A 25,329-nucleotide genomic window follows, 5' to 3' on the forward strand; every position below is an offset into this window, starting at 1 on the left:
CCGAGCCTTATTCCCTTCGGATTTTTACAGCCCGTAATTTAAAGGATGTTAATAGTGAAAAGGAGGGTGAAAAACGAGGAACATCTATTAGCTATCTTGAACTCGGCAATGGTATAACAGACACCATTAAAACTGAATGGAAGGCCAAGACTGGGCTATTTGTCAATCTTAAGGTTTGGTATAATGGAGAAGAGCTAGAGAACAGAGAAAAAGCAATTATTATTCATTGATTTTTTTTATACAGCGAAGACCTCATTGCCCCATATTAATGGGGTTATGAGGTCTTTCTTTTCTATAGAATTGAATATTTTATTCATTAATCCACATCAAATCGAAGCCCAAGCGAAAAATTATGCAATTCCCGGTTTGGGTCTTTGAAAATCGGGTTCAAATCATATTTCCCGTACAAGGTGGCACCACCCCATCCCAGGTAAGCACTTAAACCGTAAACCAAATCGTTGGTATTATAATCGTTTTTCAGCTTTTCTTTTACCTTATCGCCATCAACTTTATACTTGAGCTTTTGCCGCTCTCCTATATTAAAACCGGCATAGCCTCCCAGGCCTATTTTTAGCTTACCTACGGTAGAATAACGTATTCTGTCTTCATATTCATTTTTAGTAGATGGCCCAAACTCAAAATGTACTGGAACAACAAGGTTATCCATCCTGAATTTTGATTTTTTAAGATCATAATTGAATTCAGATAAATAAGTTTCATCCCCATCCTGCTCGAAAATTTGATTATCTACAGGTTTCAACCCATTGAACTGAAAGGAAACTCCATACCTAAACCTCAGCCAGTTAGACTTTTCAAAAACGCGGGTTTTCCAGGCCCAACCGATTTCAAAAAACCGGCTTCCGGCCAATTTAAAATCGGAATCGTTAAGGGATTGACCTTCTTCAAGCGCGTTATTAAATCCAACGGCAAGCACCAAATCTGTAGTAGTTCGTTTATCATACAACCGCTCTCGTTCTTCATTAACCCTAATGTCGAGAATTTTACCATTTTCTCCCAAAGCGATATATCCCTGAAAATTATCCTTTCGATTATTCAGTGCTGTTTCATTTTCTAAAATCGCGATCCGGTTTTCAATATTTTTTGCATGCATTTCTGCAGCCTCATCCTTAAGAGTTGATGCTTCCCAGGCAGTAATCAAATCCTTTTCAAGACGTTCATTAATTCGCTCCACTTTATATTTAAGCAAAGCCTTTTCCTCTTTTATGATTTCCTCTTTTTTCTCCTGGAAAAACTCTATTCTTTTTTCTTCGGAAGGCCGATTTTCCTGAGCCTCCAACTTTTGAAATAAAATGCTACAAAGAGATACTGTGATACTGATAATAAGTGTTTTCATGATAGATTGATGTTTGATGAATGACCCCACCCTAATGATGGATTTTATTGATAATTAATTATTCCTATTAACAAAAGTATACCGGGCTTCGGCATAACCTTCTTTTAATAATTCAAAAACCTTTTTTCTAAAAGAATGATCAAGTTCTGTCTCAACATCGGCCAGGAGCGCTGAAGCATTCACACTTCCATTGTTCTCAAAAGTTTGCTGACTGGTAAGCTGGCTTGCGGCTTCCAGCAGTAAATCGTCTACCTCGGCATCGGTGAGATCTTTTTCGGCTTGCTCAGAAACCACCATGGCGATAGCTTCTTCCAATTCGGTTCTCTCTATAGTTGCCTCCTGAACCGGTGGTTCAACAGTTATATTTTCAAGCTCAAAATGGAGATTTTTAACTTCAGCGGAAGCAACCACTAATTCTTTGTGCTTAATATTCTGCGGAGCTTGCTGCTTATTTTGTATTGAAGGTCCTGTTGTTTCAGGTTGTGCCGGCCTTGTATCGCTTTCTTCAGAAGCAATCTCAACCGGGGCTTTAAAATCTTTAATTTCCGGAGTATTCTCAGGACCATTAATAATAGGCTCTTCTACTATTGCGGGCGATTCGGTTGCTGTTCTAATAAATAGGCTTCCCGCCAAAAAAGCCAGAACTACTACGGCTGCCACCAATGGCCACCAGAACCCGAAATTATTTCTTTTTTTATCTCTGCCCAGGCTGGCCTCAAGTTTCTCCCAACTTCCTGCTGAAGGGCTTATCTGACGTTCCCTCAACTTCTTCCCTGCTTGCTCTTCAAATCTATGTAGTGCCATAAGCTGTGTTTTGTGCGATTAATTTTTCCTGTAACATTTTTCTTGCTTTAAAAAGCTGGGATTTGGAAGTCCCTTCAGTAATTTTCAGCAATTTTGCGATTTCAGCATGTTTGTAGCCTTCAATAGCATACATTACAAAAACCATTCGGTAGCCTTCCGGAAGCTCATCTATTAAGCCCTGAATTTCTTCGGCACTTAATTCCGAAGAAACCGTCTCGGGAATTTCTGGTTGTGAATATTCATCTTCCAGAAATTCTATTTTCTTATTAGATCTCAGGAAAGAGATACATTCCCTCACCATAATTCTACGTATCCAACCTTCAAAACTACCTTCCTGTTTAAAACTTTCCAGATGAAGAAAAACTTTTAGAAATCCGCTTAGCATTACTTCTTCTGCCTGGTGAATATCCTTAATATATTGCCGGCAAAGGCTTAGCATTTTCCCCGAGTGCTCCTCGTACAATTGCCGCTGTGCTTCCCGGTTCTGTTTGGCAGCACGCTTTATAAGCAATTTTTCGTTTTTAAAGAGTTGAATTACTTTCACCAGTGGTTATTGAGTTAGCCTCTATTTACATAGACGTAGGAAAGTTACAAAAGGTTGCCTGTGGTTTCATTTTTTTTGAAAATTAGTTATTAAAGAGAGCGTTTTAAATCTTGTATCTTTGCAAGAGAAATCAATTTTATGGCCGAAGAAAAACTTACCAGAATCAACAAATACCTCAGCGAAGTTGGCTATTGCTCCCGCCGGGAAGCCGATAAACTCATAGACCAGGGCCGAATTACCCTTAATGGCAAAGTCCCCGAAATGGGCACTAAAATCACAACGGGAGACGAAGTTCGGGTGGACGGAAAATTGATTTCAGCTAAAGAAAAAAAAGAACCTAATGTTTACCTGGCCTTCAACAAACCCGCAGGCATTGTTTGCACCACAGATACCCGTGTGGAAAAAGATAATATTATAGACTTTATCAATTATCCGAAGCGCATTTTTCCTATCGGAAGACTGGACAAACCCAGTGAAGGACTCATCTTTCTTACCAATGATGGCGATATCGTGAACAAGATCCTTAGAGCTCGTAACAATCACGAGAAGGAATATATTGTTACCGTAAACCGGCCTATCACCAACGACTTCATAAAAAGGATGGGTAACGGGATACCTATTCTCAATACCACTACCAAAAAATGTGAAGTTGAAAAACTGGGGAAATATGAGTTCAGGATTGTATTAACCCAGGGTCTTAACCGCCAGATTAGGAGAATGTGCGAATTTTTAGGTTACGAGGTTACCTCACTAAAACGCATCAGGATCATGAATGTGACGCTGGATGTACCTGTGGGTAAATGGCGTGACCTTAGCAGGGAAGAACTAGCAACCATCAACAGGATGGTAGACGACTCTATAAAAACCGAAGAGGCCTCCAAACTTGAGAAGGCTGCTTCCCGAAATTTAAAAAAACACATTAAATTCAAACCCAAACAAAACCGGCCTTCCCGGGGACCTGATCATAAATCTTAACAGATTATTAGCGAACTTCATTGATATTATGTTAAGATAACTTCCTAATTTTAAATTCAACACTAATCAGGTAATTATCTAAGCATGAAAATACCACCTTTTCATCTCGCCATTCCTGTTTCCGATCTTCAGAAGGCCCGAAAATTTTACCGGGACACTCTGGGATGTGGGGAAGGAAGAAGCAGTGAACACTGGGTTGATTTTAATTTTTTCGGCCACCAGCTGGTCATTCATTATAAACCCCCACAAGAAACCGAAAAAGCACATTCTAATCCTGTAGACGGAAAAGATGTCCCCGTCCCTCATTTTGGGGTGGTATTGGAGTGGGATGTTTTCCATGAATTCTCTAAAATTATGAGAGCCCGGGGAATAGATTTTATAATTGAACCCTATATAAGGTTTGAGGGTGAGGTAGGCGAACAAGCGACTATGTTTTTTAAAGATCCCAGCGGAAATGCTCTGGAATTTAAAGCATTCAAAAATCAGGAACAGCTTTTCGCATCGTAGTCTTAAATAATTTTCTATGGATAGATTAAAACCGGCTCTTGTAAGACAACTGTTTGTGCTTCTGCTCATTCTATTCTTGTCGGTTTTAATTTTTAAAGAAATCATACCGTATTTATCAGGAGTACTTGGAGCCGTAACTTTATATGTGGTCCTTCGAAAGTGGATGCAAAAACTGTTGGAGCGGGGATGGAATCCCAGTTTAGCAGCCGGTTTACTAATGACAGCCTCCTTCATTGGGATTCTCGTGCCCGTGAGCCTTGTGGTGATCATGCTCACATCAAAAATTGGTAAGGCTGTAGCTAATTCTGAAAGAGTAATTCAGGCTATAAAAGATCAATTGGCAGAAGCCGAAACTTATATTGGCTATAGCCTTAGTAATGCCATAGATACTTCGGCAATCACCAACTGGATTTCGGGAAATCTTCAAAGTCTGGCAGGAGGAACATTTAATGCTACCATTGCGATAGGTGTAATGTATTTCATGCTTTATTATATGCTTCTCAATAGAGATAAAATGAAGGAAATACTCTTTTTATATATACCTATGGGAAGAGAAAATATTGATGAGATAAGCAATGAAAGCAATGAGCTTGTAAAATCCAATGCGCTCGGAATTCCCTTGGTTGCTCTGTTTCAGGGAATTGTTGCTCTTATTGGTTTCATTGTTCTTGGTGTACCCGATCCATTATTCTGGTTCGTGATTACCGCTATTGGTTCTATGATCCCATTTGTTGGAACTGCTATAGGAGTTATCCCGGTAACCATATTACTCCTAGCCCAGGGAGACAACTGGCAGGCAGTGGCTATGCTTATTTATGGTTTTGCGGTAATTGGGGTCACCGACAATCTTATTCGCTTATATATTCTCGAGCGATTAGCCGATGTGCATCCTTTAATCACCTTGTTTGGAGTGCTCATAGGAGTTCCTTTATTTGGTTTTATCGGATTGATTTTTGGCCCATTACTAATTTCATTATTCCTTCTGATTCTGAACATATACCGGAAAGAATATGGAAATTCTTACGACAAATTATAATTACTAATTAAATAATACAAAAGATGTTTAGCAAAAAAAGTTCAAATATTGATGAGAAATATGTAGAAGAAAAAGTTGCTAAGGTTGATGAAGGTGATGTAGAGCTTGCAGCAAAAAACCAACAGGAGATTTCAGACAAGATCCTGAATGCGAATGCCCTTAAAAAATATACCGAACTTGGAAAGGTGATGTTCGGTATGCTGCAGGATTACCGAAAAGGAATCTATAAAGACGTGCCCTGGTTTACCATTGCAGCCATAGCTTTTGCCTTGTTATATGTTTTAAACCCACTGGATATGATGCCCGATTTCATTCCAGGAGTAGGTTATGTTGACGATTTCGCCGTTCTAACCTTTTCTCTAAGGTTTATGGAAACCGATTTACACAAATATCTGGATTGGAAACTGGAAGAAGGAGAATAAACTAAAAAAGGCTTTCTGATTTCTCAGAAAGCCTTTTTTTATCTCTTCATTCCCCTTTGTTTGTGACGCTCTCTCGCGAGCAAGGTATTTTTAAGTAACATCGATACCGTCATGGGACCAACCCCACCGGGCACAGGTGTGATGTACGAGGCCTTCTTACTGCAATTTTCGAAATCAACATCACCTTTAATCACATATCCTTTTTGAGCATCCTCATCTGGTACCCGTGTAATTCCAACATCAATAATCACTGCATCGTCTTTTATCATTTCGGCTTTAAGGAAATCGGGGATTCCCACTGCAATAATTATAATATCTGCCTGTGAAGTAATCTGGGTAATATTTTTAGTGAATTCGTGGGTTAGTGTAACCGTAGAGTTTCCAGGAAATCCACTACGCCCCATCAAAATACTCATTGGACGTCCTACAATATAGCTACGACCAATCACTACGGTATGTTTTCCTTTTGTAGGAATATCGTAACGCTCCAATAACTCAAGAATTCCAAATGGTGTTGCCGGTATAAACGAAGTCATATCCAAAGCCATTTTCCCAAAATTAGTAGGATGGAAACCATCTACATCTTTATCCGGATTAACGGCATTTAAAACTTTCTGGGTGTCAATTTGCGGCGGCAGGGGTAACTGAACGATAAAACCATCGATCTCATCATTCTGATTTAGTTCCTCGATTTTTTCAAGCAACTCCAACTCACTAATGGTGTGGGGTAATCTATAAAGAGAAGATTCAAAACCTACCTGTTTGCAAGACTTCACCTTGGCATTTACATAGGTAAGACTCGCACCGTCTTTACCGACAATAATGGCTGCCAGATGCGGTACCTTTCCTCCTTTTTGCTTGATTTTTTCTACTTCTGTAGCAATCTCATTTTTAATATCGTTGCTGGTTTTTTTTCCGTCTAAAATAATCATGTGTAGTAAGCAGTGTATTAATTGGCAGTTCGCAGTCTATTTTCGACTCCAAATTTACCGGGGTTAATAATCAAAATAAAAAAAAAGCTATCTGAACCCAGATAGCTTGTGTTGAACTTATTTCATCCCCTTCATCATCTGCATCATCTTCTGGCCACCGCCGCCTTGCATCATTTTCATCATTTTCCCCATCTGGTTAAATTGTTTCAGCAGTTGATTAACTTCCTGTACAGTTGTCCCAGATCCTTTACTAATGCGTTTTTTACGGCTGGAGTTTATAAGTTTTGGGTTGCTGCGCTCTTCAGGAGTCATTGAATGGATTATCGCTTCAATACCTTTAAAGGCATCATCATCAATATCTACATCTTTAAGCATCTTTCCAGCACCAGGGATCATTCCCATCAGGTCTTTCATAGACCCCATTTTTTTGATTTGCTGAAGTTGTTTCAGGAAATCATCAAACCCAAATTTATTTTTAGCAATTTTCTTCTGAAGCTTTCTAGCTTCTTCCTCATCATATTGTTCCTGGGCACGTTCCACAAGGGATACAACATCTCCCATCCCAAGAATCCTATCGGCCATACGGGAAGGATAGAACACATCAATCGCATCCATCTTTTCACCGGTACCAATGAATTTGATAGGCTTATTTACTACCGATTTAATTGAGATCGCAGCACCACCGCGTGTATCACCATCTAATTTAGTAAGAATTACCCCATCAAAATTAAGCCTGTCATTAAAAGCTTTAGCAGTATTCACAGCATCCTGACCCGTCATAGAATCTACCACAAACAGGGTTTCCTGTGGTTCAACCGCATTATGAATATTAGCGATCTCGGTCATCATTTCCTCATCTACAGCAAGTCGACCGGCCGTATCTATTATTACTACGTTATGTCCGTTTTGTTTAGCATAGGCAATAGCTGCTTTAGAGATTGCAACCGGATCCATATTCCCTTCTTCGGAATATACCTCAACGCCAACCTGTTCTCCAACCACGTGAAGCTGATTGATCGCTGCAGGGCGGTATACATCACAAGCTACCAAAAGCGGTTTTTTAGTCTTTTTATTTTTTAGAAAATTAGCAAGTTTCCCAGAGAAAGTGGTTTTACCACTACCCTGCAAACCTGACATGAGAATCACCGATGGATCACCCGAGAGGTCAATTCCCTTAGCTTCACCTCCCATAAGTTCGGTAAGTTCATCCTTAACGAGCTTCACCATCATTTGACCCGGCTTTAATGCTGTTAAAACATCCTGACCAAGCGCTTTTTCCTTTACGGTATTGGTGAAATCCTTAGCAATTTTATAGTTTACATCGGCATCCACAAGGGCTCGCCTTACCTCTTTAAGAGTTTCGGCAACGTTAACCTCGGTGATTTGCCCGTGACCTTTTAAAACGTGTAAGGCATTATCTAACTTGTCGCTTAAATTATCGAACATAATCTCTTCCTCTAGTTTAATTTTTCGCCTTTTAAGAGGCGTTTTGCAAATTTAATGATTTGAACCTGAAGTGAAAACTTTTTATTTCAGTTTGGACGTTCGCACACAGGGCCCAGTTTTTACATCCTTTCCGGCACCTGAATTCCAAGAAGAGCAAAGCCAGATTTTATCACGTTGGCCACTGCTTTAGAAAGTTGCACCCTAAAGATTTTTTCTGAATTATCTTCAGCTCCAAGAATAATCACGTTCTGATAGAAGGAATTGAATTCCTTCACCAGGTCATAAACATAATTGGCTATGAGCGCCGGGCTGTGATTTTCGGCCGCCAATTGAAGCGTTTCCGGATAAAGCTGAAGCTGCTTAAGCAATTCTTTTTCTTTTTCGTGCAATTCATAATCTGGAGCCACCGGCTGGCTGTAATCAAAGTTAGCTTTCCTTATTATCGATTGGATTCTCGCATAGGTATACTGAATAAACGGCCCGGTATTTCCCTGGAAATCCACCGATTCTTCAGGATTGAACAGAATACGCTTGCGGGGATCTACTTTCAGGATATAGTATTTCAACGCACCAAGCCCAATAATTCTATATAATTCCTCTTTCTCTTCTTCTGAATAGCCATCCAGCTTCCCGAGTTCTTCAGAAATTTTTCTGGCGGTTTCAGTCATTTCCAGGATCAGGTCGTCGGCATCAACCACCGTTCCCTCCCGACTCTTCATTTTACCAGAGGGCAGGTCTACCATTCCATAGCTTAAGTGATAAAGATAGTCGGCCCAGTCATAACCGAGTTTTTTAAGAATAAGGAAAAGCACTTTAAAATGGTAATCCTGTTCATTCCCTACGGTATAAACCATCCCATTAATATCAAAATCTTTCACCCGCTGTATTGCGGTCCCGATATCCTGAGTCATATAAACAGCCGTGCCATCACTACGTAGCACGATTTTTTCATCCAGACCTTCATCGGTAAGGTCTATCCATACGCTACCATCCTCCTTTTTATAAAAAACACCTTTTTCCAGTCCCTGGTTTACAACATCTTTCCCCAGGAGATACGTATCGCTTTCGTAATAATTCTTGTCGAAATCCACCCCAAGAGCCTCATAGGTTTTTTCAAATCCGTTGTAAACCCAATTGTTCATTTTTTCCCATAGGGCTACTACTTCAGGATCGTTAGCTTCCCATTTAAGAAGCATTTCCTTGGCTTCATTTAAAATTGGAGCTTCAGCCTTAGCTTCCTCCTCTGTTTTGCCTTCAGCGATTAATTCTGAAACCTGCTTTTTATATTCCTGGTCGAATTTCACATAGTAATTTCCAACCAGTTTATCACCCTTTAAGCCGTTTGTTTCTGGGGTTTCGCCATTTCCGAAACGTTGCCAGGCCAACATAGATTTACAGATATGAATTCCACGATCATTAATAATCTGGGTTTTGTAAGATTTGTTTCCGGCGGCTTTTAAAATTTCAGCAACAGAATAGCCCAAGAGAATATTCCTGATATGCCCTAAATGCAGAGGTTTATTGGTGTTTGGTGAAGAATACTCTACCATAATCCCTTTAGCATCTTGCGCAGGAGGAATGATCCCAAAATCCTGGAGATCTTTTATTTCATTAAAAAAGTTCAGATAATAGGTATTGCTCAAAACAATATTTAAAAAACCCTGAACCACGTTAAAACGGTCAACTTCAGCCACATTCTCCTGAAGGTATTTCCCGATATCCTCTCCCAATTTAACGGGATTAGTCTTAACTTGTTTCAACATCGGAAAAACTACAAGGGTGATATCGCCTTCAAAATCTTTGCGGGTAGGTTGAAACTCGGTGTGATCTATTTCTACCTCATATAGCTGTTTAACAGCTTCTTTTACTTTTTCTGAAAGTTTCGCCTGAATGCTCATTGATATTTCCGGGTTTTATTATTTGGCTTAAAATAAGAGCGCAAAGATAATAGAAATTAGAGTTTTACTACAGGTTTTAGTAGCAAATGCTTATCTTTAAGCAAAAAGCTATGCTTCTTAATGTTTCCTATAATCGGGCAAAAATCAAAGAAAAGATCCTTGCCGAAGTTGGACCGCCCTTTACGCTTTTTGAGCGAATGAAATTAAAAGGGATAGGTTCCCCAAAACTACACATTACCTCTACCAGCATAGATATTCACAATCTTCTGGTTCTAGATAATAATGCCAATACCTGTAATGTTGAAATGCGACCTAAAGGAATCATCATTATGTTTCGTTCTTTATTGGAAACTTTTGCCCTGGTAATCCCGTATTACAAACTTCATCTTTATAAAGGTCGGGCTGAGGAATATTCACTCTACCGGGATCATTATTTCATCAAAGTGAGAGCAAACAGTCCTCAGATACATAAATTCTTTAAAAAGATTCTAAATTACAAAGCAGATAATGCCCCTACGCAGGTGGGGGATCTATAAGCTTATCCTAAAATTTTAACTCTTGTATCAGCGTTTCTTATAGGCAAGGCCGCCAATTAAGGCTAAAACCCCGAATGCGATCATAGCAATAGGCTGGGTTTTATCACCTTGAGCTTCAAACTGGAATGGTCCGGCATCAACAGAAACTTCAGGTGTGATTAGGGTATAGAATCCATAAGCGATAAGACCTAATCCCACAACAAGAAGTACAACTTTGAGAACATTATTCATTTTATAAAGTTTTTCAAAACTTAAGTGAAAGTAATAATTAATCCCTAATTTAAAGCTGAAATAATATAAAAAATGCGAATACTACTCACCGGCGCCAACGGTTATATCGGAATGCGACTTCTTCCACAACTCCTTGAAATGGGCCACGAAGTAATTTGTGCAGTTAGAAACGCAAATCGCTTTACTTCCAATAAGAACATTAGAAAAGAAGTGGAAATCGTAGAGCTTGATTTCTTAAAGGATTCTGTGACTCCCGATACCGTCAAAAATATTGATGTGGCCTTCTACCTTATTCATTCCATGAGTGGTTCTACCGAAGACTTTGATGAACAGGAAGCAAGATCAGCCGGGAATTTTAATAAAATAATGGCTGGCACCTCGGTAAAACAGGTTATCTATCTAAGCGGAATAATCAATGAAGAGAAGCTTTCCAAACACCTGGAGTCCCGGAAAAAAGTAGAGGAAATTTTATATACCGGGAATTTCAAACTTACGGTCATTAGAGCAGCTATTATTGTGGGTTCGGGTAGTTCTTCTTTTGAGATCATTAGAGACCTTTGTGAAAAACTACCGGTTATGATCACTCCCAGCTGGGTGGAAACAAAATGTCAACCTATTGCCATAAGAGATATAATCCTGTTTTTGACCGGGGTTATAGGAAATGAAAAGTGCTACAATAAATCTTTTGATGTAGGAGGTCCCGATATTCTTACCTACCGGCAAATGATGGAGATCTACGCAAAAATAAGGGGACTTAAAATCTTGATCATTGGGGTGCCCTTAATGTCACCTAAACTTTCGGCTTATTGGCTTTATTTTGTGACCTCAACTTCCTTTAAGCTTGCTCAAAACCTGGTAGACAGTATGAAAATTGAAGTTGTGACCAGCGACACCAGACTTCAGGAAATTCTTGATATTCATCCCATAACTTACCAGGAGGCCATAAAACTAGCTTTTTATAAGATAGAACAAAACCAGGTTCTCTCCAGCTGGAAAGACTCTTTGAGTAGTGGACGGTTTAGAAAAGACCTTAGTCAATTTATTCAGGTGCCAACTTATGGCTGTTTAAAAGATGAGCAATCTACCAAAGTAAAAAACCCGGAAGAAGTTCTGGAACGTATATGGGCTATTGGCGGACTAAATGGCTGGTATTATGGAAATTGGCTTTGGAAAGTTCGCGGACTGATTGATAAATTTTTTGGCGGAGTAGGTTTGCGTAGAGGAAGAACCCATCCTACAGAGATCGCTGTAGGTGATTCCCTTGATTTCTGGCGCGTTTTGCTGGCCGACAAGAAAGAAAAACGCCTGTTACTTTTTGCTGAAATGAAAGTCCCTGGCGAAGCCTGGCTGGAATTTAGAATAGACCAGGAAAATGTGCTCCATCAAATCGCTACCTTTCGTCCAAAAGGAATATGGGGCCGACTTTACTGGTATGCCATGTACCCTTTTCATTATTTTATTTTTGAAGGAATGCTGAATAAAATAGCTAAAGGAAAAAAATAAAACCAGAGGTTTCACTTCCTCCTTCAAACAGGCTTTTCCAGGTTCAAATATATTCCGGATATTAGGTAATTGAGAAGATTAAGGTTTAAACACTACTATTTTTGAAAACTGTTTATAGCCTGATAAGGCAAAATATACTTCTGGCTACTTCTATAACAATATTACTGTTATGCTCCCTTTTTATCCTTTTTTTCACCGATTATTTCTACCAACTAATTGACTTTGGTTCCTTATGGATCAGGGAATATTTTGGTGCTTTCTACCTTTGGTTAGGCCTAATTTCAGTTTTCTTTTTAATAGGAATTGCTTTATCCAGATTCGGTAAGATTAGGCTAGGCCCAAGTAAACCCGAATTTTCACGACTAGGCTGGATCGCCATGCTTTACAGCGCAGGAATGGGTGCAGGTATATTGTTGCGAGCGGTACAAGAGCCGGTTTTCATGTTTATAAATCCGCCCCTGCAAACCACAGATCCATGTGAAATCATTGCCCTGGAATACACCTTTTACCAATGGGGTTTTACCGCCTGGGCTTTTTATGGGATTTTTGCATTATTAATAGCTTATTCCCTTTTTGTAGCGAAAAACAAAATTAAATTAGGCCACAGTCTTCCGCAGTTAAAATCGGTAAAACTCCTTCCTCAAGGCGTAGACCTCCTTACTATCTTAACCACCGTCTTCGGTCTGGTTGCAGCAATTGGTTTGGGAACCACTCAAATTGAAGGAGGCTTAAGTCATCTCACATCTACAAGCCCGGGAAACTTATGGCTTACTATAGCACTGGTTTTACTTATTTGTGCGCTGGCGTTTTTCTCTGCGTATGCCGGAGTAGAAAAGGGTATAAAAAGAATCTCCACCTGGAATATTTTTATCACCCTGTTATTACTTTTCTTTGTGTTTTTCCAGATCGACATCTCTGTAAGCTTAGAACGGTTTGGGATTTCACTTTACCAATATATTATAGATTTTATTCCCTTAAGCCTGGCTATGGGAACCTACAATCCGGGGAAAGAATTCCTTACTGACTGGACCTATTACTATTGGGCATTTTGGTTGGCCTGGGCTCCTTTTACCGGAATATTTATCGCCCGTATTTCTAAAGGAAGAACAATTAGGGAGATGATCCTGGGCGTTTTACTTATCCCTTCCCTTGGAAGTTTTTTCTGGTTCAGCGTTTTTGGATCAGCTTCATTCGATTTGATAAATCAAGGGACTGCTTTTAACGAAGAATTCGATAATGTTTTCACCTCCATATTCCGTTTTTTCGAATTCCTTCCTTTTTCTGATCTAACAAATATTGTTGCAGTGCTACTGCTTGTAAGTTTCCTTGTCACTTCGGTAGATTCAGCAATTTTTGTGCTTAGTATGTTTTCGGATAAAGGGAAAGAAAATCCGAAGAGAAAATTCCGGCTTATTTGGGCGGTGATTATCCTTATTTTTTCTGAAGCCATTATCGTATTGGGAAATGTAAGACCAGACAGCGATGTCCTAACCGCAATGCAAAAATTACTGATTATAAGCTCCCTACCATTTGCCTTTTTTACTGCCGGTATTATGGTGTTATTTTTAAGGGAACTATTTAAAAAACATTAAAAAACCTCACCTTTTTCAAGGAGAGGTTTTTTACCTTGCTTTTTTAGAAAATTCTAAAAACTATTCTTTGGGCAAAAACACTTCGGCCAACATACAGCGGGCACTTCCCCCTCCACAAGTTTCAATAACCTCCAAATCACTACTCAAAATTTTGCAGTATTTTTCAATTTTGGCAATCTGGTCGGGATTCAAGCTTTCATGAGCTCTCGCACTCATAATGAGATACTTCTTGTCGAAGGCACCTTTTACCTGTAACATATTACCGGCGAATTCATGCATCTGGGCTTCAGAAATGGTTATTATTTCTTTGCCATCCTTCTTTAGGTGCTTCAGAACATTTTTGCGTTCTTTCTTATCATCTATGGTATTAAGACAAATCACTGCAAATTCTTCAGCTACACACATCATTACATTCGTGTGATAGATAGGCTTACGTTTTCCGCCTACATCCTGATTTGCATGGAAAATAACAGGAGTAAATTCAAAATCCTCACAAAATTCGATAAGTAGATCCTCATCGGCCCGTGGCGAAATGGCACAATAGGCTTTCTGGTTTTCCCTGTCGAGAATTAGGCTTCCAGTACCTTCAAGGAAGTAATCTTCCTCTTCAGCAGCGGTGTAATCTACTATATTGGTGATTTTAAAACCTTCCTCTTCCAATTTTGCAAAATACTCCAATCGACGTTCCTTTCTTCGGTTTTCAGCAAACATCGGATATAGAGCGATCTCACCATTCTCATGGAAAGAAACCCAGTTATTAGGAAAAATAGAATCTGGGGTATCCTCTTCCTTTACATCATCAACCACAACAACATTTACTCCTACTCCCCTAAGTTTTTTTACAAAAGCATCAAATTCGGCCTGGGCCCGTTCGTTCACGTTATCGGCGTTTAGATCTTCCTGAAAGTAATTATTCACGGCAGTTTGCTCATTCATTCGAAAGGCTACCGGTCTAACCATTAAAACTGTATTGGTGATTTGTTGCATAATTTAATCTCTTATTAAAGGCAGGGTTGAGCATCTCAACAAGCCTTCCTGTTTAGCAATTTCGGCATAAGGAACTTCTTCTACGGTAATTCCCTGCTCTCTTAACCAGGTATTTAGCCGGGTAAAATTCTTCTCTGAAATAACCACATCTTCAGCAATAGAGAAGATATTGGAATTCATATTATACATTTCCTCACGGGTTATTTCAAAAACATTTTCTTTCCCGAAGAGCCCTACGAGCCAGTTATATTCTTTTTCTTCCAAAAATCCACCCTTATAGATAATTGCTTTATCTTTCCCTACGGGTTGGAAGCAACAATCTAAATGTAAGGCATTATCGCGAGGCTCGGTATTAGATTTCTTTAAATTGAAGGAAACCACCTTTTTATTCGGAAAAAGTTCCTGTAGTGCTTTAACTGCTTTCATATTAGTTCGCGCAGTGATATAGTCCTTATAATCCTCGCCGTAATATGTCCCTACAAGTAAGTATTCTCCATAAGGCATGACATCACCACCTTCGATATGTGCTTCTTCCGGAAGTTTTATTATCTGACTTTCCGGAATTAGATCGATAACGTGATTGATTGCCTCAATCTCCTTTTCCCGGTCGGGAAGGATATTGGATTTTATAAATTTATCTTCAATTACAAAGGCAATATCTCTGGTAAAAATTTGGTTGTAATCCTTTAGAACCTTTGGCCTGTATACCTTTACCTTATATTTTTCCAGAACTCTGGCAACGGCATCCAGTTCCCTTACCATATCTTCTTCTTTGGGGTAAGTTCCGGCTTTTATATGTTCCCTAGATTTCGGGTCGTAAGCTTCCGAAAGATCGGGCGTACCTCCAAAACTTTCAGCGGTTCCCAACACTACCGCACGTAGCCTGGAGGTTTCATTCGTGATATGCAAATTCATAATGCAAATTTTTGCAAATATAAAAAAAGCCTCACTGTTAGATGAGGCTTTTCCTGATATATTAAGGGACCAATTATCTTTTGTCCACAGTTTGGAACTCACGATGAGTATGGCCGGTATAGATTTGTCTTGGACGGCCTATAGGTTCTTTATTTAGCCTCATCTCTCTCCATTGAGCAATCCAACCAGGAAGTCTACCAAGAGCAAACATTACAGTGAACATCTCAACAGGGATTCCTAAGGCACGATAAATTATTCCGGAATAGAAATCTACGTTTGGATATAATTTTCTATCTACGAAGTATTGATCTTCCAGAGCTTCTTTTTCAAGACCTTTGGCGATATCCAATACTGGATCTTCAACTCCTAATTGATCAAGCACCTCATCTGCAGATTTTTTAATGATCTTAGCACGTGGATCGAAGTTTTTGTATACCCGGTGCCCAAAGCCCATTAGTCTGAAAGGATCATCCTTATCTTTAGCCTTAGCCATAAATTTCTTAGTGTCTCCACCATCCTCTTTAATTTTTTCAAGCATTTCTATAACCGCCTGGTTAGCACCACCATGAAGTGGGCCCCAAAGTGCTGAAATACCTGCCGAAATAGAGGCGAAAAGTCCGGCGTGAGAAGAACCAACCATTCTAACAGTAGAAGTAGAACAATTTTGTTCGTGATCGGCGTGTAGGATTAGTAATTTATCCAAAGCATCAATCACCGATTGGTTTACTTCATACTTTTTACCAGGTTTCTCGAACATCATTTTATGAAGGTTCTCTACATAACCAAGGGAATCGTCTCCATAATTTAACGGAAGGCTGTGCTTTTTTCTTAAAGTCCAGGCTGCAAGAACCGGAAATTTACCAAGAATCTTTACAATAGCATTATACATATCCTGTTCAGAAGAAACATCAACACAGGATGGGTTAAAGGCTACAAGAGCACTTGTAAGCGAAGAAAGCACTCCCATGGGGTGTGCAGCTTTAGGAAACCCGTCCAAAATTTTCTTCATTTCCTCATCTACGGTAGACTGCTCTTTGATATCATCGTAAAACTTCTCTAATTGCTCTTTAGAAGGAAGGTCTCCAAAAATAAGCAGATAAGCTACCTCTAGAAAATCGGCTTTTTCGGCCAAATCTTCAATTGCATAGCCTCTGTATCTTAAGATACCTTTTTCTCCATCCAGAAACGTAATTCCGCTTTCGCAGCTTCCGGTGTTTTTGTAGCCGGGATCCAGGGTTATAACACCACTTTCACCCCGCAAACTTTTAATGTTTATACCAAGTTCATTTTCGGTACCTTCTACAACGGGAAATTCATATTTCTTTCCCTCTATTTCAAGTGTCGCTACTTTTGACATATCTTTTATAAAATATTAATTAAACATATTATCGATAGTCGCTAAGTTACAAATTAAAGCCTTAAAAAATGTCTTATGCAAGCATAAGATTTGACGATTAACCACTAATAATACAATTTTCTAAGAATTATTTTAAATAAAAAAAGCCTTTTGATATATCATCAAAAGGCTTTCGAAATTTAATTTTTAGAAAAAAATTAGATTTTAAAGGCTTTTCGCTGTGGAAAAAATGCTACTTCTCCAAGTTCCTCCTCAATCCTTATCAATTGATTATATTTTGCCATACGATCACTTCGTGAAGCTGAACCAGTCTTTATCTGGCCGGTATTAAGGGCAACAGCAAGATCGGCAATGGTATTATCTTCGGTTTCTCCGGAACGGTGGGACATCACGGAAGTATACCCTGCGTTATGTGCCATATTCACGGCTGAAATGGTTTCAGTAAGCGTACCGATTTGGTTTACTTTGATAAGGATAGAATTGGCGATACCTTCCTCAATTCCTCTTCCCAGTCTTTCTACGTTAGTTACGAATAGGTCATCTCCTACAAGCTGAACTTTATCTCCAATTAAATCGGTAAGGGCTTTCCAGCCTTCCCAATCATTTTCATCCATCCCATCTTCAATAGAAATTATAGGATATTTAGAGGCCAGCTCTGCAAGGTATTCGGCTTGTTCCTGGCTGGATCTGATTTTACCTGATTCTCCTTCGAATTTCTTATAGTCATATTTTCCGTTCTCGTAGAATTCGGCGGCGGCACAGTCAAGGGCGATCATTACATCGTCTCCTCCCTTGTAACCAGCTTTCTCAATTGCTTTAAGGATGGTATCCAAAGCATCTTCGGTTCCATCCAAGGTAGGTGCGAAACCACCTTCATCTCCAACCGCAGTGCTTAGACCACGGTCATGAAGTACTTTTTTAAGATTATGGAAGATCTCTGTTCCCATTTTAAGGGCTGCTGAGAAACTTTCGGCTTTTACCGGCATCACCATAAATTCCTGAAATGCGATAGGCGCATCACTATGTGAACCACCATTAATGATATTCATCATCGGTACAGGAAGCGTTTTAGCACTTACGCCACCAATATAGCGATATAATGGAAGTCCAAGCTCATTAGCGGCAGCCTTGGCTACTGCAAGAGAAACACCAAGAATGGCATTTGCCCCAAGCTTTCCTTTGTTGGGAGTGCCATCGAGTTCAATCATGGCCTGGTCGATAAGACTCTGTTCGTAAACAGAGAATCCAAGGAGTCTTTCAGAGATGATATCATTTACATTTTCAACGGCTTTGCTAACGCCTTTACCCATAAAATCCTTACCGCCATCACGAAGTTCTACAGCTTCATGCTCTCCTGTTGAGGCACCAGATGGCACAGCAAATCTTCCAATAGTTCCGGTTTCAGTTACTACATCTACCTCTACGGTAGGGTTTCCTCTTGAATCAAATATCTGACGGGCGTGAATATCTATAATTGCACTCATAGTCTTTTTTTTTAGTTATTTTTTGAGGTATGCAAGATACAAATAGCAGGCTTAAAATACGAGTGAAACCGGTAGTTTTAAGCCATTTATAACATTAGTTATTAACGAAATCGTTTTCTTTACGCTAATAAAAAGAGCAAAACTTTGTCTTATCTCGGGCTTAAAATATTAAAAATAAAAAAGATCAGAATTTGATGATTCTGATCCTTATAATTTCCGTCCTTTCTTTGATCCTGATGTCATTAAAACCATAAATCAAGTTTATTTTAAAAGAAGCATTTATGGCGGAAAGCATAATTCCTTTGTCATTTCTTATACAGGGAAGTAAGATGTTTATTCACAAACGTCATTCTTCCACTGAACCTTGAACTCGTGTAAAAATGTTAGAAAATGAAAAATGCAGAGTAGTAGTAATCCCGTCATTGGCGAATCCTCATGATTTTGAGGCTTCAATTCAGAATTAAAATTTCAATATAAAAAAATCCCAAAATTTAAAGATTTTGGGATTTTCAATTTTTAGTTTTTTATTGAAATTAATTAAGCTTTCGCTCTTTTTATTCTGTCCAGAAATTCATCAAATAAATAGCTCGCATCGTGCGGCCCCGGACTTGCTTCAGGGTGATATTGTACGGAGAAACAGTTTTTGTTTTTCAAGGCTATTCCGCCAACGGTATCATCATTGATGCACATATGGGTTATTTCAACATCGGGATGAGCTTCGGTTTCTGCTTTATCTACAGAAAATCCATGATTTTGAGAAGTTATCTCTCCCTTCTTTGTTTTAAGGTTTAGGACCGGGTGATTGATTCCGCGGTGGCCATGGTGCATTTTATAGGTTTTAATCCCATTTGCGATGGCAATTACCTGGTGCCCAAGACAAATTCCGAAGAGAGGGTGATCCTGATCAAGTATCTTCTTTGTAAGGTTTATGGCCTCACTTAATGGCTGAGGATCTCCAGGCCCATTAGATAGAAAATAACCATCAGGGTTCCAGTCATTCATTTCCTCGTAAGTGGCGTTATAAGGAAATACTTTTACATACACATCCCTATCAGCAAGGTTGCGAAGGATGTTCTTCTTTATCCCAATATCCAGTGCAGCAACACGGTAAGTCGCGTTTTCACTACCGAAATAATATGGCTCTTTTGTTGATACTTTTGAAGCCAGTTCCAGACCGTTCATATCGGGTACTTCTTCCAGTTCCTTTCTTAATTCTTCGATATTATCTACATCTGTAGAAATAATGGCATTCATAGCCCCATTTTCCCTGATGTAAGTTACCAGCGCACGGGTATCCACGTCAGAGATTCCAAAGATGCCACTTTCTTCAAGAAAGCTCTCCAGAGAAGCATCGGCTGCAGGCCGGGAATAGGTATAATTGAAATTTTTGCAAATAAGTCCGGCGATCTTTGCCTTACCAGATTCATTGTCTTCTTTCGTGGTTCCGTAATTCCCAATATGGGCGTTGGTCGTGACCATTAACTGCCCGTAATAAGAGGGATCGGTAAAGATCTCCTGATAACCGGTCATTCCGGTATTAAAACAGATCTCGCCGGTGGCGCTTCCATCTTTATCTCCTATAGCCTTTCCGTGAAATACAGTTCCATCGGCCAGAAGAATAATCGCTTTTTTTCGGGTTTGATACTTCATTGTAACTATTACTTATTTGAGTTGTGTTGTGGGTTCTCCGCCTTAACGGAAATTATACTTTTATTGTTTAGCTTTCGTCTTTTCGGAAATATCTAATTTCATTATAATATATAAAAAAAGGATAAACCCGAGAGCTTATCCTTTTTTGAATTTATAAGAGAATGAATCATTCTATTCTTCTTTTTTATCCTCTTTAGTTGAAGATTTATCTTCAGTTTTGGTTTCTGCTTTTGGAGCAGCCGAATCAGAGGCTTTCTTCCTACCAGCTCTACGAGTAGATTTTTTCTTCTCTGGTTTGGTAAGGTTATAAGTTTCGTTGTAATCAACTAACTCGATAAGGGCCATATCGGCGTTATCTCCAAGTCGGTTCCCAAGTTTAATAACTCTGGTGTAACCTCCAGGGCGATCTCCCACTTTTGGAGCAACCTCACGGAACAATTCCGCAACAGCTTCTTTCTGGCGAAGTTTACTAAAAACAATTCTACGATTGTGTGTAGTATCTTCTTTGGACTTCGTTACCAAAGGTTCTACAAAAACTTTCAAAGCTTTTGCCTTAGCAATGGTAGTGTTAATTCTCTTGTGCTCGATTAAAGAGCAGGCCATATTGGCAAGCATAGACTTTCTGTGAGCGGTCTTTCTGCCTAAATGGTTAATTTTCTTTCCGTGTCTCATTGTTCTGTTCTTTATTCATTTTCCCAAAGCCAGGTCTTCCGCCGGCTTTTATGGAAAACTACTTATATATTAGTCCTTATCTAATTTGTATTTTGAAAGGTCCATTCCAAAGTTTAAACCTTTATTGCTTACCAACTCTTCTAATTCGGTAAGAGACTTCTTTCCGAAGTTTCTGAATTTCATCAGATCGTTTTTGTTGTAAGAAACAAGGTCACCAAGGGTATCAACCTCTGCTGCTTTCAAGCAATTCAATGCTCTAACCGAGAGATCCATATCTACCAGCTTTGTTTTAAGCAACTGTCTCATATGAAGAGATTCTTCATCATAAGTTTCAGTTTGCGCTATCTCATCTGCTTCAAGCGTGATACGCTCGTCAGAGAATAGCATAAAGTGATGAATAAGAGTTTTTGCAGCTTCGGTAAGTGCATCCTTAGGGTGAATAGAACCATCGCTTACGATTTCAAAAACAAGTTTTTCGTAGTCGGTTTTTTGCTCTACACGATAGTTTTCGATGCTATACTTAACGTTTTTAATTGGCGTAAAGATAGAATCTGTAAAAATAGTCCCTAAAGGAGCGTTTGCTTTTTTGTTTTCTTCTGCCGGAACATAGCCTCTGCCTTTTTCAACAGTGATCTCCATATTCAGGTTAACCTTTTTATCAAGATTACAAATCACCTGGTCTGGATTTAACACCTGGAAACCAGAGATAAATTTCTGAAAATGACCCGCAGTAAGTTGTTCTTCACCTGAAACAGAAATTGTAACGGCTTCGTTATCTATTTCATCAATTTGCCTTTTAAACCTAACTTGTTTCAGGTTTAGGATAATTTCTGTTACGTCTTCTACTACGCCAGGGATGGCAGAGAATTCGTGATCTACACCTTCGATGCGTACCGAAGTAATTGCGAATCCTTCCAGTGAAGATAATAACACTCTTCTTAAAGCGTTACCAACGGTCAATCCATAACCAGGTTCCAAAGGGCGAAATTCGAATTTCCCCTCGAAATCTGTAGAATCAATCATTATAACTTTATCGGGCTTTTGAAAATTTAGTATTGCCATATTACGACTTCTGTGAATTATTATTTCGAATATAATTCGACGATGAATTGTTCATTTATATTTTCCGGGATCTGAATACGTCCTGGTACAGAAACAAAAGTTCCTTGTTTTGTTTCATTGTTCCAGGTAATCCATTCATAAACACTGCTTGAATTAGCAAGAGATTCCTGGATAGCCTGAAGAGATTTTGATTTTTCGCGAACACCAACTACATCACCAGCTTTCAATTGGTAAGAAGGAATGTTTACCAATTCACCGTTCACGGTTATATGCCTGTGAGACACCAATTGTCTCGCGGCTCTTCTTGAAGGAGCCACACCCATTCTAAAAACCACGTTGTCTAAACGGGATTCACATAACTGTAAAAGCACTTCCCCGGTAATTCCCTGAGAACGGGTCGCTTTTTTAAACATATTACTGAATTGACGCTCTAAAATACCATAGGTATATTTAGCTTTTTGCTTCTCCATTAACTGGATAGCATATTCTGATTTTTTCCCGCGACGACGGTTGTTACCGTGTTGCCCAGGAGGATAATTTCTTTTCTCGAAAGATTTATCGTCTCCAAAAATAGCTTCACCGAATTTACGGGCTATTTTAGTTTGTGGACCTGTATATCTTGCCATTACATTTAAATTTGGTAGAGAGGGATTATGAATTAAGGCATTTCTCCTTCGATAATCTTAACTCCTCTCTTAATTATTATATTTGTATTAAACTCTACGTCTTTTAGGAGGACGACATCCGTTGTGTGGTAATGGAGTAACATCGATGATCTCGGTTACTTCAATCCCGCTGTTATGAATAGAACGGATAGCAGATTCCCTACCATTACCCGGTCCTTTTACATAAACTTTCACTTTACGTAAACCAGCTTCGTGTGCCACTTTAGATGCATCTTCTGCAGCCAATTGGGCAGCATAAGGAGTGTTCTTTTTAGAACCCCTGAAGCCCATTTTACCAGCAGATGACCAGCTAACAACATCACCGTTCTTATTGGTTAAAGACACAATAATGTTATTAAAAGAAGCAGTAACATGTGCTTGTCCGTTAGACTCAACAGTTACTTTACGTTTTTTTTGAGTTGTCTTCTTTGCCATATTACTTACTATTTAGTTGCTTTTTTCTTGTTAGCAACTGTTTTTCTTCTTCCTTTTCTCGTTCTAGAGTTATTTTTGGTACGCTGACCTCTCAAAGGCAATCCAGTTCTGTGACGGATTCCTCTATAGCACCCAATATCCATAAGGCGCTTAATACTCATTTGAACTTCAGTACGTAATTCTCCTTCGATTGTATAATCACCAACAGCTTCCCGAATACGACCAATTTCTTCGTCGCTCCAGTCTGAAACTTTTGTACTTTCATCTACTTTGGCTGCGGCCAGGATTTTTTGCGCCCTGCTTTTGCCAATTCCGAAGATATAGGTTAACGCTATAACTCCTCGCTTTTGTTTTGGTATATCAACCCCTGCAATTCTTGCCATAATTAGCCTTGTCTTTGTTTAAATCTAGGATTCTTTTTGTTAATTACGTAAAGCCTGCCTTTTCTGCGCACAATTTTGCACTCGGCACTTCTCTTCTTTATTGATGCTCTAACTTTCATCTCTTTAGGTTTTTGTGCTCCCGGCAAACGATACAAAATTCGTATCCAGGATATTCAGCTATCAAATTTTTTCAGATTGCAAAAGTACTGAAAATTTTATAAATAGCTCAAATTACTTTTAATATCTGTAAGTTATGCGAGCCTTACTTAAATCGTAAGGGCTCATTTCCAGTTTAACTTTATCTCCGGGCAACAGCTTGATATAGTGCATACGCATTTTACCCGAAATATGTGCGGTCACAACGTGCCCGTTTTCCAATTCCACCCTAAACATTGCATTAGACAATGCTTCAATGATGGTTCCGTCTTGCTCTATCGCTGGTTGTTTTGCCATAATTAAGCTACTGCTTTTCTGTTTTTACCTGTTTTCATCAATCCGTCATAATGCCTGTTAAGCAAATATGAATTCACCTGTTGCATAGTATCTATTGCAACTCCTACCATAATAAGCAACGAGGTTCCTCCAAAGAACAATGCCCATCCGGCTTGTATTCCTAATAAAGACTGCACTATAGCAGGGAACACTGCAATAATAGCCAGAAATACAGATCCAGGGAGCGTGATTTGAGACATGATTCGGTCTAAAAAGTCTGCCGTTTCACTGCCAGGACGTATCCCGGGAATAAACCCTCCGCTGCGCTTAAGATCATCAGCCATTTTATTGGTAGGCACGGTAATAGCCGTATAAAAGTAGGTAAACACTATAATTAACAGTGCAAATACTACATTATACCAAAAACCGAACATATCGCTAAAAGCGGCCGTTACTCCCTGGGCAGTTTCAGAATCTGAAAGACCGGCAACTGCTGCAGGAATAAACATAATGGCCTGAGCGAAGATAATTGGCATTACCCCTGAAGCATTAAGCTTAAGCGGAATGTATTGTCTTGACCCAAACACATTTTTCTCATAACCACCGGAAGCGGTTCTTCGGGCATACTGAACCGGAATCTGGCGCACAGCCATCACCAACATTACAGAAGCCAGAATTATCGCAAACCAGATTACTAATTCAATAAGGATCATAATTAAACCACCATTAGACTCAAATACTCTGGAAGCAAATTCCTGAATAAAAGCAAGTGGCAAGGTCGCAATGATACCTACCATAATTAATAATGAAATACCATTACCAATACCCTTATCTGTAATTTTCTCACCTAACCACATAGCGAAAATACACCCGGTGGTAAGAATAATCACCGAGGCTGCTACGAAAGTAACAGTATCTCCCAGAAGAAAAGCACTTGATGGCAGGGTTGAAAAGAGGTTATAAATATAACCAGGCCCCTGAACAAGCGTGATAGCAATTGTTAGCCATCTGGTAATCTGATTGATTTTCCTTCTACCGCTTTCGCCTTCCTTTTGCAGTTTTTGCAGATAAGGAATTGCAATTCCCATAAGCTGCACCACAATAGAAGCAGAGATGTAAGGCATAATCCCTAAGGCAAACACCGATGCATTTGAAAACGCTCCCCCGGTAAATGCATTAAGGAGGCCTAATATACCTCCTTCAGTTTGGCTGGACAGGTTTGCGAGCTGTGAAGCATCTATCCCTGGTAGCACCACCTGTGCTCCAAAACGGTATACTAATAATAGACCGAGGGTTACTAAAATTCTGTTTTTTAGTTCCTCGATCTTCCAAATATTCTTAATAGTATTGATGAATTTCATTGGGCTATCTATTATAAAGTAACAACTTCACCTCCGGCAGCTTCAATAGCTTCTTTAGCTGAGGCTGTAAATTTATGAACAGATATTTTCAACTTTGCTTTTAATTCACCTCTTCCTAATATCTTAACAAGTTCGTTTCTTCCGGC

29 protein-coding genes are annotated in these 25,329 nt (G+C 39.3%); 8 read left to right on the top strand and 21 right to left on the bottom strand.

Going from position 1 to position 25,329, the window contains the following annotated elements:
- On the top strand, positions 1-230 hold a 230-nt coding region (locus VIM94_RS04000), incomplete at its 5' end, for a hypothetical protein (protein WP_332038000.1).
- An 86-nt stretch (positions 231-316) separates the two neighbouring features.
- On the opposite strand, the gene VIM94_RS04005 is transcribed toward VIM94_RS04000, so the two are convergent.
- From VIM94_RS04005 to VIM94_RS04015, 3 genes are read right to left on the bottom strand one after another with little or no spacing between them, the layout of a single operon-like run.
- On the bottom strand, positions 317-1,354 hold the full coding sequence (locus VIM94_RS04005; protein ID WP_332038001.1) for a hypothetical protein: 1,038 nt from the start codon (positions 1,352-1,354) through the stop codon (positions 317-319).
- A 54-nt stretch (positions 1,355-1,408) separates the two neighbouring features.
- On the bottom strand, positions 1,409-2,158 hold the full coding sequence (locus VIM94_RS04010; RefSeq protein WP_332038002.1) for a hypothetical protein: 750 nt from the start codon (positions 2,156-2,158) through the stop codon (positions 1,409-1,411).
- Complete coding sequence (locus VIM94_RS04015; protein ID WP_332038003.1) at positions 2,145-2,702, bottom strand: RNA polymerase sigma factor; 558 nt, start codon at positions 2,700-2,702, stop codon at positions 2,145-2,147. The genes VIM94_RS04010 and VIM94_RS04015 overlap by 14 nt, the downstream gene beginning before the upstream one ends.
- A gap of 138 nt (positions 2,703-2,840) precedes the next feature.
- Between VIM94_RS04015 and rluF the strand changes: the two genes are divergently transcribed.
- The 4 genes from rluF (at position 2,841) to VIM94_RS04035 (ending at position 5,642) form a co-directional block, all read left to right on the top strand.
- Positions 2,841-3,677: a 23S rRNA pseudouridine(2604) synthase RluF gene (gene rluF, locus VIM94_RS04020; RefSeq protein ID WP_332038004.1), complete on the top strand. Its 837-nt coding sequence runs from the start codon at positions 2,841-2,843 to the stop codon at positions 3,675-3,677.
- Between the two features lie 84 nt (positions 3,678-3,761).
- Positions 3,762-4,184 (top strand): VOC family protein, encoded by a 423-nt coding sequence (locus VIM94_RS04025; protein ID WP_332038005.1) that lies wholly within the window; start codon positions 3,762-3,764, stop codon positions 4,182-4,184.
- Positions 4,185-4,200: 16 nt separating this feature from the next.
- A complete protein-coding gene (locus VIM94_RS04030) occupies positions 4,201-5,220 on the top strand; it encodes an AI-2E family transporter (protein WP_332038006.1) in 1,020 nt (339 codons plus the stop codon).
- A 23-nt stretch (positions 5,221-5,243) separates the two neighbouring features.
- The gene (locus tag VIM94_RS04035; RefSeq protein ID WP_332038007.1) at positions 5,244-5,642 is read left to right on the top strand and encodes a YkvA family protein; all 399 of its coding nucleotides are present in this window, start codon (positions 5,244-5,246) and stop codon (positions 5,640-5,642) included.
- 38 nt (positions 5,643-5,680) lie between these two features.
- Here the strand turns inward: VIM94_RS04035 and VIM94_RS04040 are convergent, their stop codons facing one another.
- From VIM94_RS04040 to argS, 3 genes are all read right to left on the bottom strand, one after another.
- Positions 5,681-6,574 (bottom strand): bifunctional 5,10-methylenetetrahydrofolate dehydrogenase/5,10-methenyltetrahydrofolate cyclohydrolase, encoded by an 894-nt coding sequence (locus VIM94_RS04040; protein ID WP_332038008.1) that lies wholly within the window; start codon positions 6,572-6,574, stop codon positions 5,681-5,683.
- 117 nt (positions 6,575-6,691) lie between these two features.
- A complete protein-coding gene (ffh, locus tag VIM94_RS04045; protein ID WP_332038009.1) occupies positions 6,692-8,020 on the bottom strand; it encodes a signal recognition particle protein in 1,329 nt (442 codons plus the stop codon).
- A gap of 119 nt (positions 8,021-8,139) precedes the next feature.
- Positions 8,140-9,918 (bottom strand): arginine--tRNA ligase, encoded by a 1,779-nt coding sequence (gene argS / locus VIM94_RS04050; RefSeq protein WP_332038010.1) that lies wholly within the window; start codon positions 9,916-9,918, stop codon positions 8,140-8,142.
- Positions 9,919-10,028: 110 nt separating this feature from the next.
- Between argS and VIM94_RS04055 the strand changes: the two genes are divergently transcribed.
- A complete protein-coding gene (locus tag VIM94_RS04055) occupies positions 10,029-10,454 on the top strand; it encodes a hypothetical protein (protein ID WP_332038011.1) in 426 nt (141 codons plus the stop codon).
- Positions 10,455-10,481: 27 nt separating this feature from the next.
- Here VIM94_RS04055 and VIM94_RS04060 read toward each other — a convergent pair whose 3' ends face one another.
- Positions 10,482-10,685 carry a hypothetical protein gene (locus VIM94_RS04060; RefSeq protein ID WP_093404931.1) on the bottom strand — a complete coding sequence of 68 codons (204 nt, stop codon included), beginning with the start codon at positions 10,683-10,685 and terminating at the stop codon, positions 10,482-10,484.
- 72 nt (positions 10,686-10,757) lie between these two features.
- Here VIM94_RS04060 and VIM94_RS04065 point away from each other — a divergent pair, with 72 nt between their 5' ends.
- Both VIM94_RS04065 and VIM94_RS04070 read left to right on the top strand, forming a co-directional pair.
- The gene (locus VIM94_RS04065) at positions 10,758-12,188 is read left to right on the top strand and encodes an SDR family oxidoreductase (RefSeq protein WP_332038012.1); all 1,431 of its coding nucleotides are present in this window, start codon (positions 10,758-10,760) and stop codon (positions 12,186-12,188) included.
- A 101-nt stretch (positions 12,189-12,289) separates the two neighbouring features.
- Positions 12,290-13,780, top strand: a complete 1,491-nt coding sequence (locus VIM94_RS04070; protein WP_332038013.1) for a BCCT family transporter — start codon at positions 12,290-12,292, stop codon at positions 13,778-13,780.
- A gap of 60 nt (positions 13,781-13,840) precedes the next feature.
- Here VIM94_RS04070 and ctlX read toward each other — a convergent pair whose 3' ends face one another.
- The 14 genes from ctlX to VIM94_RS04140 all read right to left on the bottom strand — a co-directional run.
- On the bottom strand, positions 13,841-14,767 hold the full coding sequence (gene ctlX / locus VIM94_RS04075) for a citrulline utilization hydrolase CtlX (RefSeq protein ID WP_332038014.1): 927 nt from the start codon (positions 14,765-14,767) through the stop codon (positions 13,841-13,843).
- Positions 14,768-14,770: 3 nt separating this feature from the next.
- Positions 14,771-15,682, bottom strand: coding sequence for a dimethylarginine dimethylaminohydrolase family protein (locus VIM94_RS04080; protein ID WP_414707148.1), 912 nt, complete (start codon positions 15,680-15,682; stop codon positions 14,771-14,773).
- A 73-nt stretch (positions 15,683-15,755) separates the two neighbouring features.
- On the bottom strand, positions 15,756-17,039 hold the full coding sequence (locus VIM94_RS04085; protein ID WP_332038015.1) for a citrate synthase: 1,284 nt from the start codon (positions 17,037-17,039) through the stop codon (positions 15,756-15,758).
- Positions 17,040-17,236: 197 nt separating this feature from the next.
- Complete coding sequence (eno, locus tag VIM94_RS04090) at positions 17,237-18,523, bottom strand: phosphopyruvate hydratase (protein ID WP_332038016.1); 1,287 nt, start codon at positions 18,521-18,523, stop codon at positions 17,237-17,239.
- Between the two features lie 537 nt (positions 18,524-19,060).
- Positions 19,061-20,173, bottom strand: coding sequence for a glutamine-hydrolyzing carbamoyl-phosphate synthase small subunit (gene carA / locus VIM94_RS04095; RefSeq protein WP_332038017.1), 1,113 nt, complete (start codon positions 20,171-20,173; stop codon positions 19,061-19,063).
- A 171-nt stretch (positions 20,174-20,344) separates the two neighbouring features.
- Positions 20,345-20,845 carry a 50S ribosomal protein L17 gene (gene rplQ / locus VIM94_RS04100; RefSeq protein ID WP_332038018.1) on the bottom strand — a complete coding sequence of 167 codons (501 nt, stop codon included), beginning with the start codon at positions 20,843-20,845 and terminating at the stop codon, positions 20,345-20,347.
- 69 nt (positions 20,846-20,914) lie between these two features.
- Entirely contained in the window at positions 20,915-21,907 is a 993-nt protein-coding gene (locus tag VIM94_RS04105) for a DNA-directed RNA polymerase subunit alpha (RefSeq protein WP_332038019.1), read from the bottom strand.
- 20 nt (positions 21,908-21,927) lie between these two features.
- A complete protein-coding gene (gene rpsD / locus VIM94_RS04110) occupies positions 21,928-22,533 on the bottom strand; it encodes a 30S ribosomal protein S4 (protein ID WP_332038020.1) in 606 nt (201 codons plus the stop codon).
- Positions 22,534-22,620: 87 nt separating this feature from the next.
- On the bottom strand, positions 22,621-23,007 hold the full coding sequence (rpsK, locus tag VIM94_RS04115; protein ID WP_332038021.1) for a 30S ribosomal protein S11: 387 nt from the start codon (positions 23,005-23,007) through the stop codon (positions 22,621-22,623).
- A gap of 8 nt (positions 23,008-23,015) precedes the next feature.
- The gene (gene rpsM, locus VIM94_RS04120; protein WP_332038022.1) at positions 23,016-23,390 is read right to left on the bottom strand and encodes a 30S ribosomal protein S13; all 375 of its coding nucleotides are present in this window, start codon (positions 23,388-23,390) and stop codon (positions 23,016-23,018) included.
- A 2-nt stretch (positions 23,391-23,392) separates the two neighbouring features.
- Entirely contained in the window at positions 23,393-23,509 is a 117-nt protein-coding gene (gene ykgO / locus VIM94_RS04125) for a type B 50S ribosomal protein L36 (protein ID WP_013621733.1), read from the bottom strand.
- 118 nt (positions 23,510-23,627) lie between these two features.
- Positions 23,628-23,843: a translation initiation factor IF-1 gene (infA, locus tag VIM94_RS04130; RefSeq protein ID WP_013073244.1), complete on the bottom strand. Its 216-nt coding sequence runs from the start codon at positions 23,841-23,843 to the stop codon at positions 23,628-23,630.
- A 2-nt stretch (positions 23,844-23,845) separates the two neighbouring features.
- Entirely contained in the window at positions 23,846-25,183 is a 1,338-nt protein-coding gene (secY, locus tag VIM94_RS04135; protein ID WP_332038023.1) for a preprotein translocase subunit SecY, read from the bottom strand.
- Between the two features lie 11 nt (positions 25,184-25,194).
- Positions 25,195-25,329 (bottom strand): uL15m family ribosomal protein (locus tag VIM94_RS04140; protein WP_332038025.1); only part of this gene is annotated, 135 nt, incomplete at its 5' end.

The sequence above is a fragment of the Salegentibacter sp. genome (assembly GCF_036568425.1).
Lineage (GTDB): Bacteria > Bacteroidota > Bacteroidia > Flavobacteriales > Flavobacteriaceae > Salegentibacter.

Bases quoted from the DNA above. Each gene is read 5' to 3' on its own strand.
- VIM94_RS04080 (WP_414707148.1), bottom strand. From the start codon at position 15,682: ATGAATTTGCATATCACGAATGAAACCTCCAGGCTACGTGCGGTAGTG.
- infA (WP_013073244.1), bottom strand. From the start codon at position 23,843: ATGGCAAAACAACCAGCGATAGAGCAAGACGGAACCATCATTGAAGCA.
- VIM94_RS04040 (WP_332038008.1), bottom strand. From the start codon at position 6,574: ATGATTATTTTAGACGGAAAAAAAACCAGCAACGATATTAAAAATGAG.
- carA (WP_332038017.1), bottom strand. From the start codon at position 20,173: ATGAAGTATCAAACCCGAAAAAAAGCGATTATTCTTCTGGCCGATGGA.
- rpsD (WP_332038020.1), bottom strand. From the start codon at position 22,533: ATGGCAAGATATACAGGTCCACAAACTAAAATAGCCCGTAAATTCGGT.
- VIM94_RS04005 (WP_332038001.1), bottom strand. From the start codon at position 1,354: ATGAAAACACTTATTATCAGTATCACAGTATCTCTTTGTAGCATTTTA.
- rpsM (WP_332038022.1), bottom strand. From the start codon at position 23,390: ATGGCAAGAATTGCAGGGGTTGATATACCAAAACAAAAGCGAGGAGTT.
- VIM94_RS04055 (WP_332038011.1), top strand. From the start codon at position 10,029: ATGCTTCTTAATGTTTCCTATAATCGGGCAAAAATCAAAGAAAAGATC.
- argS (WP_332038010.1), bottom strand. From the start codon at position 9,918: ATGAGCATTCAGGCGAAACTTTCAGAAAAAGTAAAAGAAGCTGTTAAA.
- rpsK (WP_332038021.1), bottom strand. From the start codon at position 23,007: ATGGCAAAGAAGACAACTCAAAAAAAACGTAAAGTAACTGTTGAGTCT.
- VIM94_RS04035 (WP_332038007.1), top strand. From the start codon at position 5,244: ATGTTTAGCAAAAAAAGTTCAAATATTGATGAGAAATATGTAGAAGAA.
- VIM94_RS04085 (WP_332038015.1), bottom strand. From the start codon at position 17,039: ATGTCAAAAGTAGCGACACTTGAAATAGAGGGAAAGAAATATGAATTT.
- rluF (WP_332038004.1), top strand. From the start codon at position 2,841: ATGGCCGAAGAAAAACTTACCAGAATCAACAAATACCTCAGCGAAGTT.
- VIM94_RS04030 (WP_332038006.1), top strand. From the start codon at position 4,201: ATGGATAGATTAAAACCGGCTCTTGTAAGACAACTGTTTGTGCTTCTG.
- VIM94_RS04105 (WP_332038019.1), bottom strand. From the start codon at position 21,907: ATGGCAATACTAAATTTTCAAAAGCCCGATAAAGTTATAATGATTGAT.
- ctlX (WP_332038014.1), bottom strand. From the start codon at position 14,767: ATGCAACAAATCACCAATACAGTTTTAATGGTTAGACCGGTAGCCTTT.
- VIM94_RS04010 (WP_332038002.1), bottom strand. From the start codon at position 2,158: ATGGCACTACATAGATTTGAAGAGCAAGCAGGGAAGAAGTTGAGGGAA.
- VIM94_RS04060 (WP_093404931.1), bottom strand. From the start codon at position 10,685: ATGAATAATGTTCTCAAAGTTGTACTTCTTGTTGTGGGATTAGGTCTT.
- VIM94_RS04025 (WP_332038005.1), top strand. From the start codon at position 3,762: ATGAAAATACCACCTTTTCATCTCGCCATTCCTGTTTCCGATCTTCAG.
- ffh (WP_332038009.1), bottom strand. From the start codon at position 8,020: ATGTTCGATAATTTAAGCGACAAGTTAGATAATGCCTTACACGTTTTA.
- VIM94_RS04065 (WP_332038012.1), top strand. From the start codon at position 10,758: ATGCGAATACTACTCACCGGCGCCAACGGTTATATCGGAATGCGACTT.
- secY (WP_332038023.1), bottom strand. From the start codon at position 25,183: ATGAAATTCATCAATACTATTAAGAATATTTGGAAGATCGAGGAACTA.
- eno (WP_332038016.1), bottom strand. From the start codon at position 18,523: ATGAGTGCAATTATAGATATTCACGCCCGTCAGATATTTGATTCAAGA.
- rplQ (WP_332038018.1), bottom strand. From the start codon at position 20,845: ATGAGACACGGAAAGAAAATTAACCATTTAGGCAGAAAGACCGCTCAC.
- ykgO (WP_013621733.1), bottom strand. From the start codon at position 23,509: ATGAAAGTTAGAGCATCAATAAAGAAGAGAAGTGCCGAGTGCAAAATT.